Source organism: Variovorax glucosi (assembly GCF_051216695.1).
GTDB lineage: Bacteria > Pseudomonadota > Gammaproteobacteria > Burkholderiales > Burkholderiaceae_C > Variovorax.
Genome location: NZ_JBPJZE010000001.1, coordinates 182,242 through 208,254 on the forward strand (window position 1 = coordinate 182,242; position 26,013 = coordinate 208,254).

The 26,013-nt window shown below is 65.6% G+C and carries 25 protein-coding genes; 17 read left to right on the forward strand and 8 right to left on the reverse strand.

What is annotated here, in order from left to right; genetic code table 11:
• Positions 1-35 precede the first annotated feature (35 nt).
• From ACSFA3_RS00910 to ACSFA3_RS00925, 4 genes are all read left to right on the forward strand, one after another.
• Entirely contained in the window at positions 36-1,448 is a 1,413-nt protein-coding gene (locus ACSFA3_RS00910; RefSeq protein ID WP_435503525.1) for an NAD(P)/FAD-dependent oxidoreductase, read from the forward strand.
• Positions 1,445-2,251, forward strand: a complete 807-nt coding sequence (locus tag ACSFA3_RS00915) for a DUF1365 domain-containing protein (RefSeq protein ID WP_435503526.1) — start codon at positions 1,445-1,447, stop codon at positions 2,249-2,251. Before ACSFA3_RS00910 ends, ACSFA3_RS00915 begins: the two co-directional genes overlap by 4 nt.
• On the forward strand, positions 2,248-3,564 hold the full coding sequence (locus tag ACSFA3_RS00920; protein ID WP_435503527.1) for a class I SAM-dependent methyltransferase: 1,317 nt from the start codon (positions 2,248-2,250) through the stop codon (positions 3,562-3,564). The genes ACSFA3_RS00915 and ACSFA3_RS00920 overlap by 4 nt, the downstream gene beginning before the upstream one ends.
• A 191-nt stretch (positions 3,565-3,755) precedes the next feature.
• Positions 3,756-4,334 (forward strand): chemotaxis protein CheB, encoded by a 579-nt coding sequence (locus tag ACSFA3_RS00925; RefSeq protein WP_435503528.1) that lies wholly within the window; start codon positions 3,756-3,758, stop codon positions 4,332-4,334.
• A gap of 15 nt (positions 4,335-4,349) precedes the next feature.
• Here the strand turns inward: ACSFA3_RS00925 and mnmC are convergent, their stop codons facing one another.
• Both mnmC and ACSFA3_RS00935 read right to left on the reverse strand, forming a co-directional pair.
• On the reverse strand, positions 4,350-6,251 hold the full coding sequence (gene mnmC, locus ACSFA3_RS00930; RefSeq protein WP_435503529.1) for a bifunctional tRNA (5-methylaminomethyl-2-thiouridine)(34)-methyltransferase MnmC2/FAD-dependent 5-carboxymethylaminomethyl-2-thiouridine(34) oxidoreductase MnmC1: 1,902 nt from the start codon (positions 6,249-6,251) through the stop codon (positions 4,350-4,352).
• Between the two features lie 30 nt (positions 6,252-6,281).
• Entirely contained in the window at positions 6,282-6,557 is a 276-nt protein-coding gene (locus ACSFA3_RS00935; protein ID WP_435503530.1) for an oxidative damage protection protein, read from the reverse strand.
• 129 nt (positions 6,558-6,686) lie between these two features.
• Between ACSFA3_RS00935 and ACSFA3_RS00940 the strand changes: the two genes are divergently transcribed.
• The 4 genes from ACSFA3_RS00940 (at position 6,687) to ACSFA3_RS00955 (ending at position 10,650) form a co-directional block, all read left to right on the forward strand.
• Positions 6,687-7,733, forward strand: coding sequence for a sulfate ABC transporter substrate-binding protein (locus ACSFA3_RS00940; RefSeq protein ID WP_435503531.1), 1,047 nt, complete (start codon positions 6,687-6,689; stop codon positions 7,731-7,733).
• Between the two features lie 79 nt (positions 7,734-7,812).
• Entirely contained in the window at positions 7,813-8,715 is a 903-nt protein-coding gene (epsC, locus tag ACSFA3_RS00945; protein ID WP_435503532.1) for a serine O-acetyltransferase EpsC, read from the forward strand.
• On the forward strand, positions 8,712-10,040 hold the full coding sequence (locus ACSFA3_RS00950; RefSeq protein ID WP_435504920.1) for an NAD(P)/FAD-dependent oxidoreductase: 1,329 nt from the start codon (positions 8,712-8,714) through the stop codon (positions 10,038-10,040). Before epsC ends, ACSFA3_RS00950 begins: the two co-directional genes overlap by 4 nt.
• Positions 10,041-10,098: 58 nt before the next feature.
• A complete protein-coding gene (locus ACSFA3_RS00955; RefSeq protein WP_435503533.1) occupies positions 10,099-10,650 on the forward strand; it encodes an NADPH-dependent FMN reductase in 552 nt (183 codons plus the stop codon).
• A 25-nt stretch (positions 10,651-10,675) separates the two neighbouring features.
• On the opposite strand, the gene ACSFA3_RS00960 is transcribed toward ACSFA3_RS00955, so the two are convergent.
• Positions 10,676-11,311, reverse strand: a complete 636-nt coding sequence (locus ACSFA3_RS00960; RefSeq protein ID WP_435503534.1) for an FMN-dependent NADH-azoreductase — start codon at positions 11,309-11,311, stop codon at positions 10,676-10,678.
• Between the two features lie 143 nt (positions 11,312-11,454).
• Between ACSFA3_RS00960 and ACSFA3_RS00965 the strand changes: the two genes are divergently transcribed.
• The 8 genes from ACSFA3_RS00965 (at position 11,455) to ACSFA3_RS01000 (ending at position 18,182) form a co-directional block, all read left to right on the forward strand.
• Positions 11,455-12,378, forward strand: coding sequence for a LysR family transcriptional regulator (locus tag ACSFA3_RS00965; protein ID WP_435503535.1), 924 nt, complete (start codon positions 11,455-11,457; stop codon positions 12,376-12,378).
• Positions 12,379-12,471: 93 nt separating this feature from the next.
• Positions 12,472-13,113 carry a peroxiredoxin gene (locus tag ACSFA3_RS00970; protein ID WP_435503536.1) on the forward strand — a complete coding sequence of 214 codons (642 nt, stop codon included), beginning with the start codon at positions 12,472-12,474 and terminating at the stop codon, positions 13,111-13,113.
• A gap of 18 nt (positions 13,114-13,131) precedes the next feature.
• Positions 13,132-13,731 carry an RBBP9/YdeN family alpha/beta hydrolase gene (locus ACSFA3_RS00975; protein ID WP_435504921.1) on the forward strand — a complete coding sequence of 200 codons (600 nt, stop codon included), beginning with the start codon at positions 13,132-13,134 and terminating at the stop codon, positions 13,729-13,731.
• Positions 13,728-14,741 carry a sulfate ABC transporter substrate-binding protein gene (locus ACSFA3_RS00980; RefSeq protein ID WP_435503537.1) on the forward strand — a complete coding sequence of 338 codons (1,014 nt, stop codon included), beginning with the start codon at positions 13,728-13,730 and terminating at the stop codon, positions 14,739-14,741. The genes ACSFA3_RS00975 and ACSFA3_RS00980 overlap by 4 nt, the downstream gene beginning before the upstream one ends.
• Positions 14,738-15,628, forward strand: coding sequence for a sulfate ABC transporter permease subunit CysT (gene cysT, locus ACSFA3_RS00985; RefSeq protein WP_435503538.1), 891 nt, complete (start codon positions 14,738-14,740; stop codon positions 15,626-15,628). Before ACSFA3_RS00980 ends, cysT begins: the two co-directional genes overlap by 4 nt.
• 1 nt (position 15,629) lies before the next feature.
• Entirely contained in the window at positions 15,630-16,529 is a 900-nt protein-coding gene (gene cysW / locus ACSFA3_RS00990; protein ID WP_435503539.1) for a sulfate ABC transporter permease subunit CysW, read from the forward strand.
• Positions 16,530-16,542: 13 nt separating this feature from the next.
• Entirely contained in the window at positions 16,543-17,652 is a 1,110-nt protein-coding gene (locus ACSFA3_RS00995; protein ID WP_435503540.1) for a sulfate/molybdate ABC transporter ATP-binding protein, read from the forward strand.
• Entirely contained in the window at positions 17,637-18,182 is a 546-nt protein-coding gene (locus ACSFA3_RS01000) for a disulfide bond formation protein B (RefSeq protein ID WP_435503541.1), read from the forward strand. The genes ACSFA3_RS00995 and ACSFA3_RS01000 overlap by 16 nt, the downstream gene beginning before the upstream one ends.
• A gap of 7 nt (positions 18,183-18,189) precedes the next feature.
• Here ACSFA3_RS01000 and bla read toward each other — a convergent pair whose 3' ends face one another.
• The 5 genes from bla to ACSFA3_RS01025 form a co-directional block, all read right to left on the reverse strand.
• Positions 18,190-19,068 carry a class A beta-lactamase gene (gene bla / locus ACSFA3_RS01005; RefSeq protein WP_435503542.1) on the reverse strand — a complete coding sequence of 293 codons (879 nt, stop codon included), beginning with the start codon at positions 19,066-19,068 and terminating at the stop codon, positions 18,190-18,192.
• Positions 19,069-19,080: 12 nt separating this feature from the next.
• Positions 19,081-19,773 (reverse strand): P-loop NTPase family protein, encoded by a 693-nt coding sequence (locus ACSFA3_RS01010; protein ID WP_435503543.1) that lies wholly within the window; start codon positions 19,771-19,773, stop codon positions 19,081-19,083.
• 40 nt (positions 19,774-19,813) lie between these two features.
• Entirely contained in the window at positions 19,814-21,139 is a 1,326-nt protein-coding gene (locus ACSFA3_RS01015) for a type II toxin-antitoxin system HipA family toxin (RefSeq protein WP_435503544.1), read from the reverse strand.
• Entirely contained in the window at positions 21,136-21,474 is a 339-nt protein-coding gene (locus ACSFA3_RS01020; protein ID WP_435503545.1) for a helix-turn-helix domain-containing protein, read from the reverse strand. Before ACSFA3_RS01020 ends, ACSFA3_RS01015 begins: the two co-directional genes overlap by 4 nt.
• A 64-nt stretch (positions 21,475-21,538) precedes the next feature.
• Positions 21,539-22,336 carry a hypothetical protein gene (locus ACSFA3_RS01025; RefSeq protein WP_435503546.1) on the reverse strand — a complete coding sequence of 266 codons (798 nt, stop codon included), beginning with the start codon at positions 22,334-22,336 and terminating at the stop codon, positions 21,539-21,541.
• A 104-nt stretch (positions 22,337-22,440) separates the two neighbouring features.
• Here ACSFA3_RS01025 and smc point away from each other — a divergent pair, with 104 nt between their 5' ends.
• Complete coding sequence (smc, locus tag ACSFA3_RS01030) at positions 22,441-25,959, forward strand: chromosome segregation protein SMC (RefSeq protein WP_435503547.1); 3,519 nt, start codon at positions 22,441-22,443, stop codon at positions 25,957-25,959.
• Positions 25,960-26,013 lie beyond the last annotated feature (54 nt).

Sequence of the window (26,013 nt, forward strand, 5' to 3'; positions counted from 1 at the left end):
GAATCCAATCGCGAAAATGCTGCGTACAACCTGCCATGACGACTGCAAAGACCCACTTCGGCGCCGATGACGCCGGAACGACGCCGTTCCAGAGCTCCACCGCCAAAGCGGGTGGGCCGGTGCTCGACGTGGCTGTGGTCGGCAGCGGCATTTCCGGACTGTCGGCCGCCTGGCTGCTGAGCCAGCGTCACCGGGTCACGCTGTTCGAAGCCGACGGCCGCCCCGGTGGTCACAGCAACACCGTCGAAGCCCCGTCTGCCGGCGGACCGGTCGCGGTCGACACCGGTTTCATCGTCTACAACGAGTCGGCTTATCCCAATCTGACGGCCATGTTCGCCTACCTGGGCGTGGAAACGACGGCAACCGAAATGTCGTTCGCGGTGAGCCTGGACAACGGCGCGCTGGAGTATTCGGGCACCGACTTGCGTGGGCTGTTCGCTCAGCCGCGCAATCTTTTCAGGCCACGTTTCTGGTCGATGCTGCGCGATCTGGTCCGTTTTTACCGGGAGGCGCCGCGCGACGCCGCCCGCTTCGGCATGATGCCGCTCGATGCCTACCTCGACGCCCAGGGCTACGGCCGGCCTTTCCGTGACGATCATCTTTACCCGATGGCTGCAGCCATCTGGTCGACGCCGGCGGCGCGCGTCGGCGATTACCCTTTCGAAGCTTTCGTGCGCTTCTGCGAGAACCACCAGTTGCTGAAGCTCAGCAACAGGCCGCTCTGGCGCACGGTCAAGGGCGGCAGTGCGCGCTATGTCGAGAAGCTCACCCGTGGCTTCATCGACGGCGACCGCCTGCGGCTCAACAGCGCCGCGCTGCGGATCGACCGCGATGCGAGCGGCGTCGTCGTCCATACCGAAAATGCGTCGGCTCCCGAGCGCTTCGACCACGTCGTGATCGCGACGCACGCCGACCAGGCGCTCAGGCTGCTGCCAAGCGCCACGCCGGACGAGCGGCGCGTGCTCGGCAACTTCGGCTACACCCGCAACCGCGCCGTCCTGCACAGCGACCCGGCGCTCATGCCGCAACGCCGGGCCGTCTGGTCGAGCTGGAACTACGCTGCCGACCGTGCGAAGGGCGATGGCCTCAGCGTGACGTACTGGATGAACCGGCTGCAGCACATACCCGACACCACACCGCTTTTCCTGACGCTGAATCCGACGCGGGAGCCGCGCAGCGAACATGTGATCCGCAGCGAAATCTACGAGCATCCGATGTTCGATGTCGCCGCGATGCAGGCGCAGGACGAGCTTTGGTCGTTGCAGGGCCGGCAGAGGACATGGTTCTGCGGTGCGTACTTCGGTTCCGGTTTTCATGAAGACGGACTGCAGGCCGGCCTCGCGGTGGCGGAAATGCTCGGCGGCGTTCGCCGCCCGTGGAACGTGGCCAACGAGTCCGACCGCGTGCGTCCTCGCGCGCCGAAGGTGGGACGGGTGGTGCAGGCGTGACGTCTGCGTTCTACAGCGGTCGCGTGATGCATCAGCGGATGCGTCCGGCGCGGCACCGTCTGCAGTACCGCGTTTTCTCGCTGTTGCTCGACGTCGACGAATTGCCCGCGCTCGCCAGGCGGTTGCGGCTTTTTTCGCTGAACCGCTTCAATGTCTTCAGTCTTCATGAGCGCGATTACGGTGCCGGTGACGGTATCGGCCTGCGGACGTACGTGGAACGGCAGTTGCAGGACGCCGGTCTGCGCACGGGCGGCGCCATCCGGCTTCTGACCATGCCGCGCATCTTCGGCTACGCCTTCAACCCGCTGAGCGTGTACTTCTGCGATCGACCCGACGGTGAACCGGGGCTCGAGGCCGTTCTCTACGAAGTGCACAACACCTTCGGCCAGCGCCACAGTTACCTGATCCAGGTCGACGAAGCCGATCGCACGCGCGAGCAGATCGTGCAGGACTGCACCAAGAATTTCTACGTCTCGCCCTTTCTGGGTCTGGCGATGCGCTACCGCTTCAACGTGGCGCCGCCGCGCGAAGACCGCGATCGGCTGGCCATCGGCATCACGGCCAGCGATGCCGATGGGCCGGTCCTGGTCGCGCATTTCGACGCCGAGCGCAAGTCGCTGAGCGACGGTGCGCTGGCGGCGGCGCTCTTCACGCATCCGCTGCTGACGCTGAAAGTCGTCGGCGCCATCCATTGGGAGGCGCTTCGCCTGTGGCTCAAGGGCGTGCGCCTGCAGCCTCGACCGCCGGCACCGGAACTGGCAGTCACCATCATCAAGAACGACAACTCCGTGAGTCATCCATGAGCACTTCTCCACCACCTTCGAGCACCCTGCGCCCGAACAGGTCGCGCGGCGGCATCGGCGTCGCGCTGTCGGCCTGCGCCCGCGGACCGCTGCGCCGCCTGCTCGGCCGCCTGCTGCAAGGCGTGAACTGCGGCGCGCTGAGCGTGGAATTGCCCAACGGCGAGCGTGTGGAGGGTCGCGGCGCGCTGCCGGGGCCGAATGCATCGGTGACGCTGCACCGCTGGCGACCGCTCGGGCGGCTGGTGCTGCGCGGCGACATCGGGCTGGCCGAGTCGTACCGCGACGGCGACTGGTCGACGCCCGACCTGGCGGCGCTGCTGGAGTTCGGCATCCGCAACGAGGCCGGTTGGGGCCGTGTGTTCGACGCCTCGCTGCCGGCGCGCTGGCTCGGCCGTGCGATGCACCTGGCGCGCGCCAACACCCGGCGCGGCAGCCGCCAGAACATCTCCTTCCACTACGACATGGGAAACGCCTTCTACGCGCAGTGGCTGGACCCGGAAATGATCTATTCGAGCGCGCTGTACCGCGAAGGCGGCTACGGCGGCGGACAGTCGCTGGAAGAAGCCCAGGCGGCCAAGATCGACCGCATCGTCGAACTGCTCGAACTGCGTGCCGGCTCGAAGGTGCTGGAGATCGGCTGCGGATGGGGCGGCCTCGCGCTCGCGATGGCGCAACGACGCAACGCACAGGTCACCGGCCTGACGCTGTCGACGGAGCAGCTCGCGCATGCGCAGGAGCGGGTGAGTGCGGAGAGATTCGATGCGCAGATCGATCTGCGGCTGCAGGATTACCGTGACGTCGAGGGGCAGTTCGACAGCATCGTTTCCATCGAGATGCTGGAAGCCGTCGGCGAACGCTATTGGCCGGTGTATTTCGACACCTTGCGCGACCGTCTGGCCCCGGGCGGCACCGCCGTGATTCAGGCGATCACCATCGACGAGGCGAATTTCGACCGTTATCGCCGCAGTCCCGACTTCATCCAGCGCTTCATCTTTCCGGGCGGCATGCTGCCGACGGTCGATGCGATGCGCACGCAGGCGACGCGCGCCGGCCTGACCTTCGAAGTCTCCGAGTCATTCGGCATCAGCTATGCCACGACGCTGGCCGAATGGCGCCACCGCTTCCTGCAGGCCTGGCCGACCATCGAGCCGCTGGGTTACGACGCCTCCTTCAAGCGGCTCTGGGAGTACTACCTCTGCTACTGCGAAGCCGGATTCCGGTCGGGGCGGGTCGACGTCGGGCTCTACAGGCTGAAGAAGACGGAAATCGCCAATAGCGCGGAAAGCATCGCCATCGCTGCAAATACGGGTTAAGCCTGTAGGAAAATGCTCACAAGGATGTAGTCTTTAGACCTATGAAGCTTATTGTCGGGGTGCCTTCAGTTCATCTTCCAACCTTGGAGACTCGCAATGAACACCCGCAGCCTTGACCGACAGACCTGCCGCGCGCGCACCGTGCGTAAGGTGCGCATCGTCCGGGAAAATTCAGCCGGGAGGGTTTGGATATGGCCGCGACACGTGTGATCGTCATTGGCGCAGGCGGCGGCGGCGTGGCCGCGATGCGCCGGATCCTTTCGGCTCTGCCGGACGATTTCGATGCCGCCATCGTTCTGCTGATTCATTCCGCTCCCGAAGATCCCGATCCGCTGCCGCTTCTCGTACAGCGCGAGGGCCGGCTCCATGTGTCCTCGGCTGTCCACGACACGCCGATCGCTTCCGGCAACGTCTATGTCGTGCCTCGCGGTTGCCATGCGCTCATCAAGGCCGGCGGTGTGCTCGAGGTCACCGGACCCAAGCGATTGAGAACGGCGCGCCCGGCGGTCGACCAGCTATTCAAGTCGGCTGCATCGGTCTACGGGCCGCTCGGCATCGCGCTGGTGCTCACCGGCCAGGGCAACGACGGCACCGAAGGTCTGCGCGCGATCGGTGCCGCTCGCGGTTTGTCGCTGGTCCAGAGTCTGGCGGACAGCGAGTTTCCGGGAATGCCGGGCAGCGCGCTGATCGGCGACCATCCCAGCCAGTGCCTGCTCATCCAGGAAATCGCTCCCGCGCTCGTCAGTGCGCTGAACCGCACGCAGCGCTGACGGCACCGCTGGCGTTCAGCTCGCGTCTTTCCTGCGTCCGGACCGCGCCGTGTCCAGCGCCGCAGCCGACGCTGCCGGCAGCGGCAGAGGTTCGCCGTGCCAGCGGGCAGCGAGCAATTCCGCACAGAGTGCCGCGAAGCTGAGTCCGCGCGAGCCCATCGCGGTACATAGCCACGGGCCCTGCGGCAGCGCCGGATGCTGCGGCCCCACCAGCGGTCGCCGGTCGGCCGAAGCGCATCTCACGCCCGCCCAGACGCCGACGTCGGCGCTTTCGAAAACGCCCGCCAGAACCGATGCCGCGCCCGGATGCAGACGCGCGAGCCGCTCGCGATTGGCCGCAGTGTCGGCTTCGCTCGGCCGGTTGTCGCTTCGGTCTCGGTCGAAGGTCGCGCCGGTGAGCCAGAAGGTGCCGTCGATGCCATCCGCGAGGGGCACCTGTGCGATGAGGTGTCCGTCGCCGTTGATCGGCATCGGAGGCAGTCCGATTTCGTCGACTCCATCGGCACCCGTCGGCGTGCGGCCCCAGGCGATCTGGCCCCGTACGGGTTGCAGCGGCTGGTCCGGTGCCAGCGCTGCGCTCTCGTATCCTCCGGCGATGACGATGCGATCGGCTTCGGTGACGACGCTGCCGTCGGCTGCATGAAGCCGCCAGACGGTCGGCGAGGTGCCAGCGGCCGTCTCGGCCTCGATCCGCGAAATCCGCTGCCCGGTTCTCGTCGCGATGCCGGGCTGCGCGAGCCACGCAGCGACCAGCCGCGCCGGTATGGCCCAGCCGGCGCGCGCATGCCAGAGCGCGACCGTGTCGGGCGGCAATTCGGCGTGGGCGATCCGGGCGGCGTCGGCGTGCCAGGATTCGTTCGGTCCGTCCTTCCGCCAGCCCGGAGGAAGACGGTCGTCACCCGGCGGACGCTTTTCCAGCACGCCACTGGCGCGCCAGTCGGTGCCTTCGCTCAGTCGTCTTTCGAGTTCCTGCCATGTCATTCGCAAACCGGCGCGAGTCAGTCGCGAAAGCAGCGCGTCGTCCGGCGACACATGCGGTGCGAACACACCGACCGGCAGGCCGGATGCGCCGGCGGCTGGCCGGTCGGCCGCATCGAAAACGCACACCTGCCAGCCGCGCCGCGCCAGACTCGCAGCCACCGCGGCGCCTGCCAATCCCGCGCCGATCACCGCGCAACGTCCCGGCACGGCGACCGCATCCGGTGGCGTGCGATGACGCACCGTCCATGTCGGCGCGAATTCGCCGCGCAGGCAGTCTCGCTTCGGCGGCAACCCGGGCGCCTTGCGGACCTGGAAGCCGTTCTGCGCCAGCGCGTCGCGCACCGTCCGTGCGATGGTCCATGTGGCGATGCGCGTGCCCTGTCGCGCGAAACGGGAGACGGCTTTCAGCATCTCGGGCGACCACATCGCCGGGTTGAGCGTCGGGCTGAAGCCGTCGAGAAAGATGCTGTCGGCCTCGAAACGCTGGGCGCGCAGCGTCGGCTGGACGTCGCCGATGCACAGCGTGAGCAGCACGCGGCCATCGTCGAAGGACATCCTGTGGAACCCGGGCAGCAGGCCGTGCCACTGTGCGGCGAGCGCAGCGGCAAGGTCGGCGAGTTCGGGGTAGGCCGCGGCGGCGCGCAGAAGATCGGCTTGCGCCACCGGATGTGCCTCGATCGAGACGAAATGCAGCATGCGCGGCCGCGACGGATCATCGCGCCACGCCTGCCAGCAGGCCAGGAAGTTGAGGCCGAAACCGAAGCCGGTTTCGAGAATCCGCCATTGCGGCGATCCGGCCCACGCGGCCGGCAGGTCGCAGCCGGCGATGAACACATGGCGGGATTGCGCCAATGCGCTGGTTTCGGTGTGATAGATATCGCCGAAGCGGACGCTCTGCGGCACGCCGTCGGCGCGCCAGTCGACCGTTTCGTTCACCGGGCCGGTGCTGTGGTCATCCGGTTGAAATCAGGCGCCCGGTGGTGGCGTGTAGCCCTGCACGGCATCCGCACCGTCGCCGAAGAAGTGCTTTTCCATCTGGCGCTTGAGGTATTCGCGTGCCCGCAGGTCTGCGAGATTCAGGCGGTTTTCGTTCACCAGCATCGTCTGCTGCTTCAGCCAGGCAGCCCAGGCTTCCTTGCTGACGTTCTCCCACAGCTTCTTGCCGAGATCGCCGGGGTAGGGCGGGAAGTCGAGTCCTTCCGCTTCCGTGCCGAGCTTGATGCACTGGACCATGCGTGCCATTTTAATTTTTGCCTTAGTTGGTTTTGTAATAAGGAACTGAAAAATCAGTCGTTCCTTGTTCCTTATGCCGAATAGAGAATCGGCGCCTTCATCGATATGCCTTCGTGCAGAACAAAGAGAGCAGCACCCATGAGCCTTCGTCGCGACTTTATCAAGCTTTCTTCCGTCGCTGCCGTTGCAGCGATTGCCGGCGGGATCGGCTTTGCCACATTGCCGGCCACTGCGCAGCCCGCGGCGACTGGTCCTGTCACGCTGCTGAACGTGTCGTACGACCCGACACGCGAGCTGTATGTCGAATACAACCAGGCGTTCGCGAAGTACTGGAAGGCCAAGACCGGGCAGGACGTGACCATCAAGCAGTCGCACGGCGGCTCCGGCAAGCAGGCGCGCTCGATCATCGACGGCATCGACGCAGACGTGGCCACGCTGGCGCTCGGCGGCGACATCGACGCGCTCGCGACGCACGGCAATCTGGTCAAGCCTGACTGGCAGAAACGCCTGCCGCAGAACTCGGCGCCATACACCTCGACCATCGTTTTCCTGGTCAAGAAGGGCAATCCGAAGGGTCTGAAGGACTGGGACGACCTCACCAAGCCGGGCGTTCAGGTGATCACGCCGAACCCCAAGACCTCCGGCGGTGCGCGCTGGAATTACCTTGCCGCCTGGGAATTCGCGAAGCGCAAGTACGGCGGCGATGCCAAGGCGCAGGAGTTCGTCGGCAAGCTGTTCGCCAATGTGCCGGTGCTCGACACGGGCGCACGCGGCTCGACGATCACCTTCGTCCAGCGTGGCGTCGGCGACGTGCTGCTGGCCTGGGAGAACGAGGCCTATCTGGCGTTGAAGGAGTTCGGCCCGGAGAAGTTCGAGATCGTCGCGCCGTCGATCAGCATCCTGGCCGAGCCGACCGTCGCGGTGGTCGACAAGGTCGTCGACAAGAGGGGCACGCGCGCCATTTCGGAGGAATACCTGAAGTACCTGTATTCCGACGAAGGCCAGGACATCGCCGGCCGCAACTTCTACCGTCCGACCGGCGACAAGGCGAAGGCCAAGTACGACAAGCAGTTTCCCAAGCTGACCCTGGTGACGATCGACCAGGCTTTTGGCGGCTGGGCAAAGGCCGACAAGGCCCACTTCGCGGACGGCGGTTCGTTCGACCAGATCTATACGAAGAAGTAAGGCTCGCCTCGCATCCGCACGCCCTTCTGCACAATGCGAAGCTTCAGGTTTCGACTGCAGACAGAAAGACGAGGCGGACATGGCAGGGTTTCAGGTGGACGAGGTCGTGACGGCGCTGCATCAGGCGCGTCGCGAGTGGCGTAATTCGCAGCAGCGCTCGCAGGAGGGCGGCGAGCGCGAGCTGCCTTCGCGCGACGTGGTGGCGCAGGTGGTCGAGGCGCTGACCGGCGCGCTGTTTCCGATGCGGCTCGGTCCGACCGACCTGCGCCAGGAAAGCGAAGATTTCTATGTCGCCCGAACGCTCGACGCGGCGCTGCACCAGCTGCACGCGCAGGCGACGCTCGAGTTGCGGCACGTCAGGCGTCATTCGCCGGAAGAGCTGGCTTCGCTGACGGCCGACGCGCATCAGCGCGTCAAGGCATTCGCCGAAGCCTTGCCCGGCTTGCGGCGGCTGCTCGACACCGACGTGATGGCCGCATTCCACGGCGATCCGGCCGCGCGCAGCGTGGACGAAGTGCTGCTGTGCTACCCCGGCGTGCTGGCGATGATCCATTACCGGATGGCGCATCAGCTCTACAAGCTCGGCCTGACGCTGCTGGCGCGCATCGTGACCGAGCGCGCGCATGCGCAGACCGGCATCGACATCCATCCCGGTGCGCAGATCGGCGCGGCTTTTTTCATCGACCACGGAACGGGCGTTGTGATCGGCGAGACGGCGGTGATCGGCGAGCGCGTGCGGCTGTATCAGGCGGTGACGCTCGGCGCCAAGCGCTTTCCGCTCGACGGCGACGGCCATCTCAAGAAGGGTCTGCCGCGCCATCCGGTGCTGGAAGACGACGTCGTCATCTACGCCGGCGCGACGATCCTCGGGCGCGTGACGATCGGCAGGGGCGCCACCATCGGCGGCAACGTCTGGGTGACGCAGGACGTGCCGGAAGGCTGCAGCGTGACCCAGGCCCCCAACGCGAAGCTCCCGTGCTGACCGAAGAAGCCGGGCGCTGCGACGTCTTCGTCATCGGCGGCGGTCCGGCCGGTGCGACCATCGCCGCGCTGCTCGCGCAGCAGGGCCGGGACGTGGTGATGGCCGAGAAGGCGCATCACCCGCGCTTCCACATCGGCGAATCGCTGCTGCCGGCGAACCGGGCGCTGTTCGAGAAGCTCGGCGTGCTGGAGCAGGTCGACAGGATGGGCATGCCGAAGTACGGCATCGAATTCGTCTCGCCGGAGCATGAACACCGTACCAGCGTCGAGTTCGCGGATGCGATGGACAAGTCGATGCCGTCGGCCTGGCAGGTACGGCGATCGGACCTCGACGAGATGCTGTTCCGCAATGCCGAGGCGCGCGGCGCGCGTGCGTTCGAGGGCTGCAAGGTGCGCGATGTCGCTTTCGCAGATGACGGCGCCACCGTGCAGACTCAGCTCGACGACGGCTCGCAGCGCACCTGGCAGGCGCGATTCGTCGTCGACGCATCGGGCCGCGACACGCTGCTGGCGCACAAGTTCGGCTGCAAGCAGAAGAACGAAAAGCACAACACCACCGCGCTCTTCGGCCATTTCACCGGGGCGAAGCGGCTCGAAGGAAAGATGGCCGGCAACATCAGCATCTGCTGGTTCGCTCACGGCTGGCTCTGGTTCATTCCGCTGGCCGACGGCACGACGAGCATCGGCGCGGTCTGCTGGCCGTACTACCTGAAGACGCGCGACAAGCCGCTGAAGGAATTCTTCGAGGACACCATCGCGCTCTGCCCGGTGCTGGTCGAGCGCTTGCAGGGCGCCACGCTGGTCGACGATGCGGTGCATGCCACGGGCAATTTCTCGTATACCAGCACGCATGCGACCGGCGACAACTACCTGTTGCTGGGCGATGCCTTCACCTTCATCGATCCGATGTTCTCGTCGGGCGTGTATCTCGCGATGCAGGGCGCGGTCGAGGGCGCGGAACTGGTCGCTACGGCACTCGACCGTCCGGCCGAGCTCGCCACCGCACGCAAGGCTTTCGAGGCGATGGCGCAGAAGGGGCCGCGCGAATATTCGTGGTTCATCTACCGGGTCACGAACCCGACCATCCGCGACATGTTCATGCACCCGATCAACCCCTTCGGCATCAAGGAAGGGCTGATGTCGCTGCTGGCCGGCGACATTTACGGCAAGACGCCGATCTGGGGTGCGTTGCGCGTCTTCAAGTCGCTTTACTACCTGGTGTCGGTGCTGAACTTTCGCCGCACCTTCGAGGGCTGGAAGCGGCATGGGCAGGTGGCGCGCGACATGAGCGTGATGACCGGCGAGAACGTGCAGCTTCCGCATTAGCAGCCGGTTCTTCACCGATCCGGCACCGATCCGTCAATCCACCGTTCAAGGAAAAATCATGACCCAGTACAAGATCGCCGTCGTCGTCGGCAGCCTGCGCAAGGATTCGCTCAATCGCAAGCTGGCGCTCGCGCTGGCCCATCTGGCGCCGGAAGAGTTCACCTTCGAGCACATCGACATCGGCGACCTGCCGCTCTACAACCAGGACCACGACGCCAGCCCGTCGCCATCGGTGATGCGCCTGAAGACCGAGATTTCGTCCGCGCAGGGCCTGCTGTTCATCTCGCCCGAATACAACCGGTCGATTCCCGGCGTGCTCAAGAATGCGATCGACCATGCATCGCGTCCCTACGGCCAGAGCGTCTGGGGCGGCAAGCCGGCGGGCGTGATCGGTGTGTCGGGCGGCGCCATCGGCACGGCGCTGGCACAGCAGCACCTGCGCAACATCCTGGCCTATCTCGACGTGCCGACGCTGGGACAGCCCGAGGCGTTCATCCAGAACAAGGAAGGCCTGTTCGACGACAAGGGCCATGTTTCCGAAGCCAGCAGGCAGTTCCTGCAGAGCTGGGTCGACAAGTACGTCGCCTGGGTGAAGATCCACAACGCCTGAGGGCGTCGCGGAAGACATCGCAGGATCAGGCGGCGACGGCTTGTTCGCTGCCGGCGACTGCTGCCGCGATCTGCCCGCGCGCTGCGGCCATCGCGGCCGACCTGGCCACGTCGCCCATTGCGAGGCCTTCGGCGCGCACGATGCGCACATCGTCGATGCCGAAGAAGCCGAAGATGGTCTTCAGGTAGCTTTCCTGATGCTCCATCGCCTCGCCGCCGGCGCTGGTCGAATAGACGCCGCCGCGGGTCGACACGACGATCACGGTCTTGCCGGCAGCCAGCCCGACCGGACCTTTTTCGCCGTACCTGAAAGTCCGGCCGGGTTGCGCCAACCGGTCGATCCAGGCCTTCAGCTGCGTCGGCACTGAGAAGTTGTAGAGCGGTGCGCCCACGACGATGACATCCGCAGCCAGGAACTGGCTGACCAGCCGCTCGGATACGGCGTTCTCGCGCTTCTGCGCTTCGGTCGGCTCGGCCTGGACGCCGACCTTCGAGCCGAGCGAGTTGGCATCGAAATGGCTGGGCGTGTCTTGTGCCAGGTCGAGCACTTCGACGGTCGTACCTGCATTTGCACGCAGCCATCCGGCGGTGACTTCCGCCGTCAGCGCGCGCGAAGCCGATGCAGCACCCAGCACGCTCGAATCCACTTGAAGCAGTTTCATGATCTCGTTCACTTTTCTGAAGCCGCGAGGGCTCGATGGTTTGACCGAGAAGCTCGGCATGTGCCGAATTCTATTTTTCGCACGACTGGTTGATAAGTAAGCACATTTGCGCTTCATCGTCCTGAATTTGGGACAATCGACGCATGCAGGATCTCAACGACATGGTCTTTTTCGCCGAGGTGGCAGAGCGCGGCGGCTTCACTGCAGCCAGCAAGGCGCTCGGCGTTCCCAAGTCGCGGCTGTCGCGGCGCGTGGCCGACCTGGAGGCGTCGCTCGGTGTGCAACTGCTCCAGCGCAGCACGCGGCGGCTGTCGCTGACGCCGGCGGGCGAGCTCTATCTGCGCCACTGCGCTGCCATGCGCGACGCGGCACAAGCGGCAGCAGAAGCAGTGGCGCAGGTGCAGACCGAGCCGCGCGGCACCTTGCGCCTCAGCTGTCCGGTCACGCTGGCCCAGGGTGGCGTCGGGCCGCTGCTGCCGGTTTTCATGGCCCGTTTTCCAAAGGTCAGGATCGAGATGCGGGTGCTGAACAGGCCGGTCGATCCGGTGGAAGAGGGCGTCGACATCGCGTTGCGGGTGCGGGCGGCGATCGAAGACAGCGCGACTCTGGCGGCCAGGCATCTGGGCACGAGTCGAGGGCTCTGGGTCACCAGCGCGAAGCGCTTTCCGGCTTACGGGCCGGTGAACTGTTCGGAGGATCTGGCACGGATCGACACGGTTGCGATGTCGTCGAACGGTGAAGGACGCACCAGCCAGACACTGCAGGGGCCGGATGGCCGCCTTCACCACATGACGCACCTGCCGCGCTACGTTGCCGACGACCTGCTGACGCTCAAGTTCGCGATCCTGCAAGGTGTCGGCGCCGGCATGTTGCCCGACTACATGTGCCGCTCGGAGTTGAAGTCCGGCGAACTGGTCGAGGTATTGCCGGGCTGGGAGCCGCCGCCGGCCATCGTCCACGCCGTCTACGCGCCGCGCCGCGCATTGGTTCCGGCTGTCCGCCAGCTGATCGACTTCCTCGCGGAAGAGTTGCGCGGGGATGAGCCTAGGCCGAATCGTTATTCATGAAACGGCATATTCAAACAATTAGATATTCGTTTGTTATCCGAGCAACCCTTCCGACAATCAGACCCCGACCCAAAGAAACAGAGGAACGACGACATGGCCACGCTTCGCATCGGCGACACCGCACCCAATTTCCAGCAGCAATCGAGCAGCGGTCCGATCGATTTCTACGAATGGGCCGGCAAGTCGTGGGTCATCCTTTTCTCGCATCCAGCCGACTTCACGCCGGTCTGCACGACTGAACTGGGCCGCACGGCTGCACTTTCGGGCGAGTTCGCCAAGCGCGGCGTGAAGCCGATCGCGATCAGCGTCGACCCGGTCGACAAGCACCAGCAATGGATTGCCGACATCGACGAGACGCAGAACACCACCGTCGATTTCCCGATCCTGGCCGACCCGGACCGCAAGATCGCCGATCTGTACGACCTGATCCACCCGAACGCATCGACGACCGCGACCGTGCGCACCGTCTACTGGATCGATCCGCAACACAAGATCCGCGCCACGCTGACCTATCCCGCGAGCACCGGCCGCAATTTCGACGAACTGCTGCGCGTGGTCGATTCGCTGCAGCTCACCGACAGCCACAAGGTCGCGACACCGGCCAACTGGAAAGACGGCGACGACGTGGTGATCGTGCCGAGCATCCAGGACCCCGCCGAACTGGCCGAGCGTTTCCCTAAGGGATTCAAGGCCGTGAAGCCGTACCTGCGCATCACGCCGCAGCCGAACAAGTAAGCGCGCAGAACCTTGACCTTGAAACCGACGGTCGTCATCGTTCCCGGCTGGCGCGACTCCGGTCCCGGCCACTGGCAGAGCCTGTGGGCCGAGCGCATGCAGGGCGCGGTGCGCGTGGTGCAGGACGACTGGGTTTCGCCGCGCCGCGAATCGTGGGTTCGGGCGATCGGCGATCTGATCGTTGCGCAGGAGGGGCCGGTCGTGGTCGCCGCGCACAGCCTCGGCTGCATCGCGACGGCACACCTGCCGCCCGAGGTGGCGGCACGCATCTGCGGGGCGTTGCTGGTGGCGCCGGCCGATCCCGAGCGACGTGCGGCGCTGCACGATTTCGCGCCGGTGCCTTATGCACCGTTGCCGTACAGCAGCATCGTCGTGGCCAGCGGCAACGATCCGTTCTGTCCGGTGCGCCTCGCGGGCGCTTATGCGCGTGCCTGGCGCAGCGAATTCGTCCGCATGCAGAATGCGGGCCATATCAATCTCGACTCCGGTCATGGCGACTGGCCCCTGGGCCTGGCATTGCTGCAGTCCCTGATCGAAACACCGTCGACCTCCGCCCTTTCTTCTTCTCCCTCGTCTCCCTCTTCTCCGCATCCCCTGCAATCTTCGCAATCTCTATGACTTCCAGAATCAAGACCATCGCCTTCGCGCTGGCGATGGCTTCGTCGGCCCTCATCGGCGGCAATGCGGCGGCGCAAGGCAATACGCTGCTGAACGTCTCCTACGACGTGGCGCGCGAGTTCTACAAGGACTACAACGCGGCTTTCGTCGCCCACTACAAGAAGACGACCGGTCAGGACGTGAAGGTCGACCAGTCGCACGCCGGTTCCAGCGCCCAGGCGCGCGCGGTGGCCGACGGCCTCGATGCCGACGTCGTCACCATGAACACCTCTACCGACATCGAATTCCTGGCCAATGCCGGCGTGGTCGCCAAGGACTGGGCCAAGCGCTTCCCCGACAACGCCTCGCCGACCACTTCGACGATGCTTTTCCTGGTGCGCAACGGCAATCCGAAGAACATCAAGGATTGGGAAGACCTGATCCAGCCCGATATCAAGGTCGTGGTCGTCAATCCGAAGACCGGCGGCAACGGCCGCTACGCCTATCTGGCCGCGTGGGGCTACGTGAAGAAGAAGGGCGGCACCGATGCGCAGGCGGCGGAATTCGTCGGCAAGCTGTTCAGGAATGTGCCGATCCTGGCGCGCGGCGGTCGCGATGCCACCACGGCCTTCCTGCAGCGCAACATCGGCGACGTGCTGATCACGTTCGAGTCCGAAGTGGTTTCCATCGACCGTGAATTCGGAACCGGCAAGGTCGATGCCGTCTACCCGTCGATCAGCATCGTGGCCGAGAACCCGGTGGCCGTCGTCGAGCGCACGGTCAACAAGAAGGGCACCGGCGCGCTGGCCAAGGCTTATCTCGACTACCTGTATTCGGATGAAGGCCAGGAAATCGCGGCGAAGCATGCGTTGCGTCCGCGCTCGCAGGCCGTGCTGAAGAAGTACGCGTCGACCTTCAAGCCGCTGCAGCTGTTTACCGTGCAGGAACTGTTCGTCAGCCTGAGTGAAGCGCAGAAAGTGCACTTCAACGACGGCGGGCAATTCGACAAGCTCTACAGCGCACCGAAATGAGCGGCGTTTCTTCTTCGGCGCTGTCGTCCGCGACAGCGCCGATTTCGCGCGTGAATCGCGCAGGCGGTACGCGCCGCGTTCTGCCGGGCTTCAATCTGACGCTCGGTTACACCGTGCTCTATCTGAGCCTGATCGTGCTGATTCCGTTGTCGGCACTGGTCTTCAAGACGTTCACGCTGACCTGGGACCAGTTCTGGGTCGCGGTGACGTCGCCGCGCGTGATGGCGTCGTACCGGCTGACGTTCGGTGCTTCGTTCATCGCGGCGCTGGTCAACCTGGTGTTCGGCCTGCTGGTCGCGTGGGTGCTGGTGCGTTACAAGTTCCCGGGCAAGCGCATCGTCGATGCGCTGGTCGACTTGCCGTTCGCGTTGCCGACAGCGGTGGCCGGCATCTCGCTGACAGCGCTTCTGGCCGGCAACGGCTGGGTCGGTCAGTTCCTGGAGCCGCACGGCATCAAGCTGGCGTTCACGCCGGCAGGCATCGTGATCGCGCTGATCTTCATCGGCCTGCCTTTCGTGGTGCGCACGGTGCAGCCGGTGCTCGAAGACACCGAGAAAGAACTGGAAGAAGCCGCGACTTCGCTCGGCGCGACCCGCCTTCAGACCTTCACCAAGGTGATCCTGCCGTCGATCATGCCGGCGCTGCTGACCGGTTTCGCGATGGCTTTCGCCCGCGCGATCGGCGAGTACGGCTCGGTGATCTTCATCGCCGGCAACATGCCGATGATTTCCGAGATCACGCCGCTGATCATCATCGGCAAGCTGGAGCAGTACGACTACGCGGGCGCCACGGCGGTCGCGCTGGTGATGCTGGTGATCTCGTTCTTGCTGCTGCTGGTGATCAACGCCTTGCAGGGCTGGAAACGCCGTCGTTCGGGAGGAGCGTGAAATGAGCGGCAACAACGCACGCACGGTGCGCCGTGCCAAGGCCGGCACGACCGAGGCGCCATGGGTCCGCCACACGCTGATCGGCCTGGCGCTGGTCTTTATGTTCCTGTTCCTCGTGCTGCCGCTGGCCGCCGTGGCGGCAGAGGCATTGCGCAAGGGTTTCGGCGCTTATGTCGAGGCGCTGAAGGAGCCCGATGCCTGGAGCGCGATCCGGCTGACGCTGATCACGGCTGCCATTGCGGTTCCGCTGAATCTGGTGTTCGGCGTAGCCGCGGCCTGGGCGATCGCCAAGTTCGAATTTCGCGGCAAGGCATTCCTGACGACGCTGGTCGACCTGCCTTTCGCGGTGTCGCCGGTGGTGGCGGGTCTTATCTACGTGCTGGTGTTCGGCGCGCAGGGCTGGTTCGGCCCGTGGCTGGCCGCGCACGACATCAAGATCATCTTTGCCGTACCCGGCATCGTGCTGGCGACCGTCTTCGTGACCTTCCCGTTCATCGCGCGGGAGCTGATCCCGCTGATGCAGTCGCAGGGCACGGACGAGGAACAGGCCGCCATCGTGCTCGGCGCGACCGGCTGGCAGACCTTCTGGCGCGTGACGCTGCCCAACATCAAATGGGGCCTGCTCTACGGCGTGATCCTGTGCAACGCGCGGGCGATGGGCGAATTCGGCGCGGTGTCGGTGGTTTCCGGCCACATCCGCGGGCAGACCAACACGATGCCGCTGCATGTCGAGGTGCTCTACAACGAATACCAGTCGGTTGCTGCGTTCGCCGTGGCTTCGCTGCTGGCGATCCTGGCGCTGGTGACACTGCTGATCAAGACAGTCATCGAATGGCGCCATGAGCGCGAAATGAAGCTGATCGCCGAACTGCCGCCCGAGCGCCCTCCGGCCACGGCCTGAAAAGAGAAGAATCATGAGCATTGAAATCCGTAATATCAGCAAGCAGTTCGGCGACTTCCGGGCGCTGAACGACGTCAACCTCGACATCGCCTCGGGCGAACTGGTCGCGCTGCTCGGCCCGTCGGGCTGCGGCAAGACCACGCTGCTGCGCATCATCGCGGGGCTCGAAACCGCCGACGCCGGCAGCATCCTGTTCTCCGGCGAGGACACCACCGACGTGCACGTGCGCGAGCGGCAGGTCGGCTTCGTGTTCCAGCATTACGCTCTGTTCCGCCACATGACCGTGTTCGAGAACGTCGCCTTCGGCCTGCGCGTGAAGCCGCGCAGCCAGCGTCCGAGCGATGCGCAGATCAAGGCCAAAGTCACCGATCTGCTCAAGCTGGTGCAGCTCGACTGGCTGGCCGACCGCTATCCGTCGCAACTCTCCGGCGGCCAGCGCCAGCGGATCGCGCTGGCCCGGGCGCTGGCCGTGGAGCCGAAGGTGCTGCTGCTCGACGAGCCTTTCGGCGCCCTCGACGCCAAGGTGCGCAAGGAACTGCGCCGCTGGCTGCGCCGCCTGCACGACGAGCTGCACGTTACCTCGATCTTCGTCACGCACGACCAGGAAGAAGCGCTGGAAGTGGCCGACCGCGTGGTCGTCATCAACAAGGGAAAGATCGAGCAGGTCGGCTCGCCGCAGGAGGTCTGGGACCATCCGGCCAGCCCGTTCGTCTACGGCTTCCTCGGCGACGTGAACCTGTTCCATGGCCGCGCCAACGACGGCGAGGTGCAGCTCGACGGCATGCGGCTGAATTCACCCGAACATGTCGGCGCGCAGGACGCCAAGGCGCTTGCGTACGTGCGACCGCACGACATCGAGGTGACGCGCTACGTGCCGCGCGCCGCCGGCAGCGACAGCACCGGCATCGTCGCGACGCTGTCGCGTGCCATCGTCGTCGGACCGACCGCCCGACTGGAACTTCAACCCGTCGAATCGAATCCCGATAATCAGGGCTCCGGAACTCTCATAGAAGCGCAACTCCCTGCGCAACAGTTCCGTGACTTGGGCTTGACGGAGGGCGACACCGTGATCGCTACCCCGCGCAAGGCCAAGGTGTTCGTCGAAGATTGGGTTTCACCTTGATTGACTGGTTTTTCCGCTCGCCGCGTCGGGCACTGGCGTTGATCTGCGCTGCCTGCATCGCCATGCTCGCTTTCGGCGCGTACCTGCAACATGTTGTCGGACTCGAACCGTGTCCGATGTGCATCGTGCAGCGTTACGCGCTGGTGCTGGTGGCCGTGTTCACCGGTCTGGCGGCGCTGATGCGTGGTCGCACGGGTCAGCGGGTCGGCAGTGCACTAGCGCTGCTTTTTTCGGTCGGCGGCGCGTTCACCGCAGCCAAGCAGAGCTTCTTGCAGTGGTATCCGCCCGAGGTCGTGACCTGCGGCCGCGACATCTACGGAATGATCGAGACTTTTCCGCTGCAGCGCGCGCTGCCAATGATTTTTCGCGGCAGCGGCGACTGCAGCAAGATCGACTGGACGCTGTTCGGGCTGTCGATCGCCAACTGGTCGTTTATCGCGTTCGCGGTGTTTGCAGTGCTGCTGCTTCTGATGGTCACGAAGCGCGCGCCGATTTCGGTCGATCGCCCGGGGCTCCGCAGCGCGGCCTGATCTGGTTTCAGCTTCTGCCTGCGATCGTCGGCAGAAGCGCTCCCACGGCTGCCAGCGTCGCATGGCGTTGTTCGACGGGGCCGGACGTGCCAGTCAGGTAAGCCGTCACCAGGAATGGTGCGCTGTCCTTGCCGGGTGGCCAGACGATGGCGATGTCGTTCCCGGTGCCATGACCGCCTGCTCCCGTCTTGTCGCCGACCCGCCAGCCGTCCGGCACGCCGGCGCGAATCTGTCTTGCTCCGGTGGTGTTCGCGAGCAGCCAGGCCGTCAACCGTTCGCGCGATGCGGGCTTCAACGTGTTTTCGACCAGCAATTTCTCCATGAGGCCGAGCATCGCCGCCGGTGTCGTCGTATCGCGCTCGTCGCCGGGCGTTGCCTCGTTCAACAGCGGCTCGATGCGGTCGAGCCGCGTGGACCGGTCGCCGAGCGCGCGCGTGAAACCTGTCAGCCCGGCCGGTCCGCCGAAGCTTGCGAGCATCAGGTTGGCGGCGGTGTTGTCGCTCAGCGTGATCGCGGCGTCGCACAACTGCGCCATCGTCATCGTTCCGCCAGCGCTGGGGCCGGTGGCAGGCGAGTACGGAACCAGATCTGCCTTGGCCGGAATCGCGACGGCGCGCGTGAGTTTTTCGAGGCCGCTGTCGGATCGCTGGAGCACGAAAGCGGCCGCAAGAAACTTGAATGTGCTGCACATCGGAAAGCGCTCGTCGGCCCGATAGGCCGTTCGGCGTCCCGTGGCCGTGTCCAGAATGCAGACGCCGAGGCGCCCGCCGCTGGCGGCCTCGATGCACTCCAAAGCCTCGTCGACGCCCGTCGTCTGCGCCGTTGCACCTAGCGCTGCTGAGGCGATCACGACACCCGCACCCATGGAAAACTGTCGTCTCTGCATGCGGGCTTGGCTTTACAGCGGCAGCGTGTCGAACGCCGCGTAAGACGTGGCGAGCCATGTCTTCACGCGCTGACGTTCCAGCAGGCCCAGCGCATGCGCGCCTTCGCGGTCGTTCACGGCTTTCCAGAAGCTGCTGTTGTGCGCGTCGATCTTGCGCATGCTGGCTTCGTGCAGGCGCGGCAGCGTGATGACCTTGGCCGAATGCGCCGTCGCCTTGGTCATCGACGATGAACCGAGCAGCAGGCCGAAGTCGCTGCCGCGACCGTAGTTCTGGACCACGATGTAGTTGGGGCGGTTGCCGAAGGTGTCGATCAGGTTGCCGAGCAGGTCGCTTGAATCCTTGCCGTCGTCCAGCACATGCCAGAAGTTGACTGCCACGCCGAGTTCGGCCAGCACGTCGAACAGATCGGATTCCTTGATCCAGCGCGCGATCGGCGCCAGCGTCTGCGCCGCCAGGTCGACGATCACGCTCTGCTGCGGATTGGTTTCGAAGCTGTTGACGATGGTGTCGAGCCCTTCGAAGCTGTCGACCACCACCGGCGACGCAAAGCCTTCGTAGAAACGCGTGAACGAACTGTGCGAGCGGTCGGTGTCGAAACCGGTGAACGGGCGGCTGTGATCGATGAAGTACTGCGCCAGGACGCGTGCCGTGACCGATTTGCCGACACCGCCTTTTTCGCCGCCGATGAAATTGATGGAGCTCATGTGGTTTCCGATGGAAGAGGGACAAAGAAGGGCCTGCATTTTATGTGCCGCGCCGTGTCAGTCCTTGTGACAGCGGATGCGTTTCGAGCCGGTTCCGCATGCGCTGCTTCCAGGCCGCCGGTAGCGTGGAGGCTTCGGTCATCGCAGGCCAGGCAGCGCGCGCTGCGCGAACGGTATCGGCGATGGTGCGGCGCATCAGCGGCTCGTTCAGGCCGGCGCTGTAGCAGAAGGCGCGCACGGAGGTCGGCGTGAAGAACGGCGGGCGCAGAGTGCGCATTGCGGGTTTCTGATCTTTCGCATCTTTCGCGCGGGTCGGCGACGGAATCAGCGGCAGCGCATGGCCGTCGGCGCCCTGCATCGCGTCGTAGGCGACGATGTCGTAGGCCGGCGCGAGACGCGGCGCGATGCCGTCGGCATACAACACGCCGAAGTTCTTCAGGTGCGCATCGGGGTTGCCGAGCAGGTCGTTCACGACCAGCCTCCGCACCAGTTCCATCACGGCCGGTTCGCCGAGCGACGGAAAGGCCTGCATCGCCAGCGCCATCGCGAGGTAGCTCGATCCGTATTTGTGCTGCGGATCGACGGCCAGCACCTGCGCGAAATCCTCGAAGTGGATGCGCCGCGCGCCGTCGCGGTCGAAGCGCGTCACGGCGAGGAAGTCGGGCTCGTCCGGCAGCGCGTAACTGTGCTCGGCGTCGATGGCCGACAGCGGCGCGAGTTCGGCATGGCAGGTATCGACGCCGGCAGCGCGTGCCAGCTGGAGCGACAGCATCTCCAGCTGCGGCATGTGCGGCCGTCCGGCGATCGGCAGTTTGGCGATCACCCGCGTGCTGTTGCCGGACCGCGTGCGCGCCACGTAGCGACCGCCCTGGCGACGAAGCCCGAGCTTCGGCTGCACGCCCGAGACGGAAATGCCTTGCGGCATCGGCAGTGCGATCACCGTCATTTCCAGCGCGTCCTGGTCCTGCGTGACGAGTCGCTGCAATGTCGCGCGGTCGACCGTGGCGGGCCGAGCGCTGACGGCACCCGGCAGATCGCCACCGCATGCGGCCAGCAGCTCGAAGTGATCGTCTTCGCGGCAGCCGCGCAGCTGCGCGATGTGGGTGCGCAGGATGCCTTCGGGCAGCAGGTTCTGGAAGAAAGCCGGCAACCGTCCGGCCTGCGCGTTGAACAGCGGATTGCGAACGTCGCTCCAGAGCGCCGACTGCGCGGCGGTGTCGGCAGCCACCATCGACAGCGACAGCACCTGCGCGGGCGGCGCCGCGATCAGTGCCGGCTCGGCGACGAAACGGCACAGGTCGGCGAACTGGAATAGCTTGCCGAACGGCTGCGTACCGAGCGCAATCTCCAGGATCTTGACGTTCATCGTTGCGTACTGGGCGGATCGGCGGCATTGGCGGCATCGGGCCAGCCTTGCGGCATGGCTTCGGACACCTTGTGGCCGATGCGGGTGACGACCGGCTTGTAGGCCGCATCCGTCGAAGTCGTCGTCGGGCCGAAACCTTTAGGCGCGAGCTGCACTTCGAGGCCGAGCGCATCGACCAGCGCCAGCAGCGATGAGAGCTGCGGGTTGGCAGCGGTGCCGAGCACGTTGCGCACCGAGCGCTCGGTCAGTCCCGAACGCTCGGCGACCTCGGCATGACTCAGCCCAAGCACAACGCGCCGTGCTGAAAGTTGCTCGATGAGTTCTCGTTTGACCACGTAAAGATATTACCTGATCAAATGAAAAAGGAAACATGTTTCCGAACTCGAGAGCGCGTACCGGTTATGGTTTTGCGAGTTGCAGAAATGGCCCCAGGCTGCCGAGAACCCAGCCCTGGGTGAAGTCCAGCGCGGCGCGGCGGTATTTCTCGTCGGCCTGCGCGGCCATCAGATCGAGCCGAGCCACGACTTTCGACAATTCCCGGTCGACGACCAGATTGCGCCCGCGCTCGCTGACTTCGGTCGCCAGCAGCAGGGGCTGTCCGTCCGACCCTGTTTTAGAGCCGATCAGCCACAGCGAAATCTCGACGTTGCGCGCCGCGCGGTAGCTGTTCTCGGCATTCACGCCGTCGACCATCGTCTGCTCCCAGGTGTCGCCGTTCGCCTGCTTGAGCATCGATGCCCAGCCGACGACGAGCGCGGCCACGCGGTCGCCGGCATACGGCGCAGGCGTGGTCTGGAATGCGAGCCGGATGGCGTCAATGCCGGTCGCGCCGTGCAGTTGCTGCAGTATGAGCGGTACCGGCGCGGGCGGGCCGACGGGTGCGGCCGGTGCATCGGTGGGATCGGAGGACTTTGGCGCCACCGGCGCGGTCGCCACCGTCACCGCGTCCCAGGTGCGCTGCACCGCATCTTCGGGGCTTGCGGCCCATTTGCGCCATTCGCGCGGATTGCGTCGGTAGAGCGACAGCTGAACCCGCCTGATCGACTGCAGGTTGTCGCGCAATGCGAGGTTGGCGATGCGGTTGGCGCTGGACTGCAGCCATTCGTGCGTGGCGTACGGTTCGGCGCGTTGCGTGGACGGGCTGACGCAGCCCTGAAGCAGGAGGGCGAGCCCGAGGAGGACGTAGAAAACTGGCATGGCGCGCACGTTATCATCGACAGCTCGCACCGCAACCGCCCGGTTGCTCGTTTTCCCTTACAAATCAACACCTTGGCGTCATCGCCGAGCTGCTCCGACCCTCCGTGCGCCTCAATTCCATCAAGCTTTCCGGCTTCAAGTCGTTCGCCGAACCCACCAACTTCCTGCTGCCGGGCCAGCTGGTCGGCGTGGTGGGGCCGAATGGCTGCGGCAAGTCGAACATCATGGATGCGGTGCGCTGGGTGCTCGGCGAATCGCGTGCGTCGGAGCTGCGCGGCGAGTCGATGCAGGACGTGATCTTCAACGGCACGACCACGCGCAAGCAGGCCAGCCGTTCGAGCGTGGAGCTGGTGTTCGACAATGCCGATCACCGGGCCGGCGGCCAATGGGCGCTGTTCGCCGAAATCGCCGTACGCCGCGTGCTGACGCGCGATGGCACCAGCAGCTACTTCATCAACAACCAACCGGTGCGCCGCCGCGACGTGCAGGACGTGTTCCTCGGCACCGGCCTCGGCCCGCGCGCCTACGCGATCATCGGCCAGGGCACGATCAGCCGGATCATCGAATCGAAGCCCGAGGAACTGCGCCTGTTCCTCGAAGAAGCTGCCGGCGTCTCCAAATACAAGGAGCGCCGCCGCGAGACCGAGAACCGCCTCGGCGACACGCGCGAAAACCTCACGCGTGTCGAAGACATCCTTCGCGAACTCAATGCCAATCTGGAGCGCCTCGAGAAGCAGGCCGAGGTCGCGCAGCGCTACAACACGCTGACCGGCGACGCGACCCGCAAGCAGCATCAGCTGTGGTTCCTGAAGCGAACCGAGAGCGAGGCCGATCAGGCGCGCGTCAAGGCCGACGCCGGCAAGGCGCTGAACGATCTGGAATCGCGCACCGCCGATCTGCGGCGCATCGAATCCGAACTCGAAACGGTGCGCCAGGCGCATTACGGCGCGGGCGACCTGGTCAATCAGGCGCAGGGTCGGCTGTACGAAGCCAGCGGCGAAGTCGGTCGGCTCGAAGGCGAGATCCGCTTCGTCGTCGAAGGGCGGCAGCGGGTCGAGCAGCGACTGGTGCAGCTGCGCGAGCAGATCGGTCAATGGAGCGCACGCCGCGAAGATGCCGAGGTCGAACTCGAAGCGCTGGCCGGGCAGGGCGTCGATGCCGAAGAGCAGGCCGAACTGCTGGCCGCGCAGCTCGAAGAGCACGATGCGCGCATGCCGGAACTCGAAGACGCCCAGCAGCGCGCGCAGAACGAAGCCAACGCCCAGCGCGCGACGGTCGTTCAGGTGCAGCAGCAGATCCAGGTGCTGGCCGCCGACCAGCGCAACATCGAGGAACAGAGCCGCCAGCTCACGCTCCGCAGCGAACGCCTGCGCAGCGACAGGCAATCGCTGGCCGCGCCCGACGAAGAGAAGCTCCGCGAGATGCAGGCGCAGTTCGAAGCGGCACAGGAAGCTGCCGCCGAAGCCGACGCCCGGCTGCAGGATCTGCAGGAAACCGTGCCGCAGCGCGACGATGACCGCCGAACTGCGCAGCTGGCCGTCAACACCGAAGGCGCGCGCCATGCCGAGTTCTCGGCGCGGCTGGAGGCGCTGCGCACGCTGCAGGAAAAGGTCAAGACCGACGGCAAGCTCGCGCCGTGGCTCGCGAAGCATGGGCTCGACGGCCTGCAAGGGCTGTGGAGCCGCATCCACATCGCGCAGGGTTGGGAGAACGCGCTGGAATCCGCGCTGCGCGAGCGGCTCGGCGCGCTGGAAGTCTCGCGGCTCGACATGGTCCGGGCTTTTGCGGGTTCGGCGCCGCCGGCCAAGCTGGCGTTCTACAGCCCGCCTTCCGATGCAGCGCCGTCTGCGGAGCCGACAGATCTGCCGCGCCTGTCCGATCTGCTGCGTGTGAGCGATGCCGGCTTGCAGGCGCTGCTGGTCGGATGGCTGAACGGTTGCCGCACGGCAGAGAGCTTCGATGAAGCGCTCGCGCAGCGCGACAAGCTCCAGCCCGGTGAAGTCATCTATCTGCAGAGCGGCCATGCGGTCGGCGCGCACAGCGTGAGCTTTTACGCGCCGGATTCGGAACAAGCCGGCTTGCTTGCGCGTCAGCAGGAAATAGAAAACCTGGAGCGCCAGTTGCGCGCCCAGACGCTGATCAGCGACGAGGCGCGCACCGCGCTGGTCCGCGCCGAAGCCGCCTACGCCGATGTGGCGCAGCGCCTGGTCGCCGTCCGCCGCGAGGCTGCGGAGACGCAGTCGTCGGCGCATGCACTGCAGGTAGAGACGCTCCGCCTGACCCAGCTCGCAGAGCAGACGCGCGCGCGCAGCGAACAGCTCGCCGCCGACCTCGGTGAAGTCGATGCGCAACTCGAAGACCTGCAGGAGCGCCGCGTCGCCGCCGAAGGTCGCTTCGAGGAACTCGACATGCAGCTGGCCGACAGCCAGGAGCGCCACGCGCAGCTCGACGAGCGCGTGATCGAGGCCGGCCGCGCGCTCGCCGCCAGCCGCGAACAGCATCGCGGGCTCGAACGCCAGGCGCAGGAAGCGACCTTCACCCGTCGCAGCGTCGAAGCACGGCGCGGCGAGCTCGGGCGGGCCATCGACACGGCGGCGCAGCAGACGGTGTCTCTCGCGGACGAACTGGAACGCGCGCAGGCCGAACTCGCCCGGCTGTCGGATGCGGCGGCGCAGGCTGGCCTGCAGGATGCGGTCGCGCTCAAGCTGGAGCGCGAAACGGCGCTCGGGCGGGCGCGCAGCGAATACGACGGGCTCACGCTTCAGCTGCGCTCGAGTGACGAGCGCCGGTTGCAGCTGGAACGCGAGTTGGAGCCGTTGCGTCAGCGCATCACCGAATTCCAGCTTAAGGAACAGGCGGCGCGTCTCGGCTTCGAGCAATATGCGACGCTGCTGGAAGATGCCAAGGCCGATCTGGAAGCCATCGCACTGTCGATCGAGACCGGCAATGTGCGGCTCACCGGCCTGCAAGGCGAGATCGACCGTTTGAATCGCGAAGTGACTGCGCTGGGCGCCGTCAATCTGGCCGCGCTCGACGAGCTCACGCTGGCGAGCGAGCGAAAGCTGTTCCTCGACGCGCAGTCCGCCGACCTGAACGAAGCCATCGGCACGCTCGAAGACGCGATCCGCAAGATCGACATCGAGACGCGCGAGCTGCTCGGCGGCACCTTCAATATCGTCAACGAACATTTCAGCCGCATGTTCCCGGAGCTGTTCGGCGGCGGCAACGCGCGCCTGGTGATGACCGGCGACGAAATTCTCGATGCCGGCGTCCAGGTGCTGGCGCAGCCGCCCGGCAAGAAGAACCAGACCATCCATCTGCTGTCCGGCGGAGAAAAGGCGCTGACCGCCATCGCGCTGGTGTTCGCAATCTTCCAGCTGAATCCGGCGCCGTTCTGCCTGCTGGACGAGGTCGATGCCCCGCTGGACGACGCGAATACCGAGCGGTATGCCAAACTGGTTACAGCCATGAGCAAAAGTACGCAATTCCTGTTCATCAGCCACAACAAGATCGCCATGGAAATGGCCGAGCAGTTGATCGGCGTGACGATGCAGGAGCAGGGCGTTTCGCGCATCGTGGCGGTGGACATGGAGTCCGCGGTGTCGATGGTCGAGCCCGCCTGACGATGCCAGTTCCTTCCGCGCCATACATTTCGACAGCGATTTCGACAGCGAGTT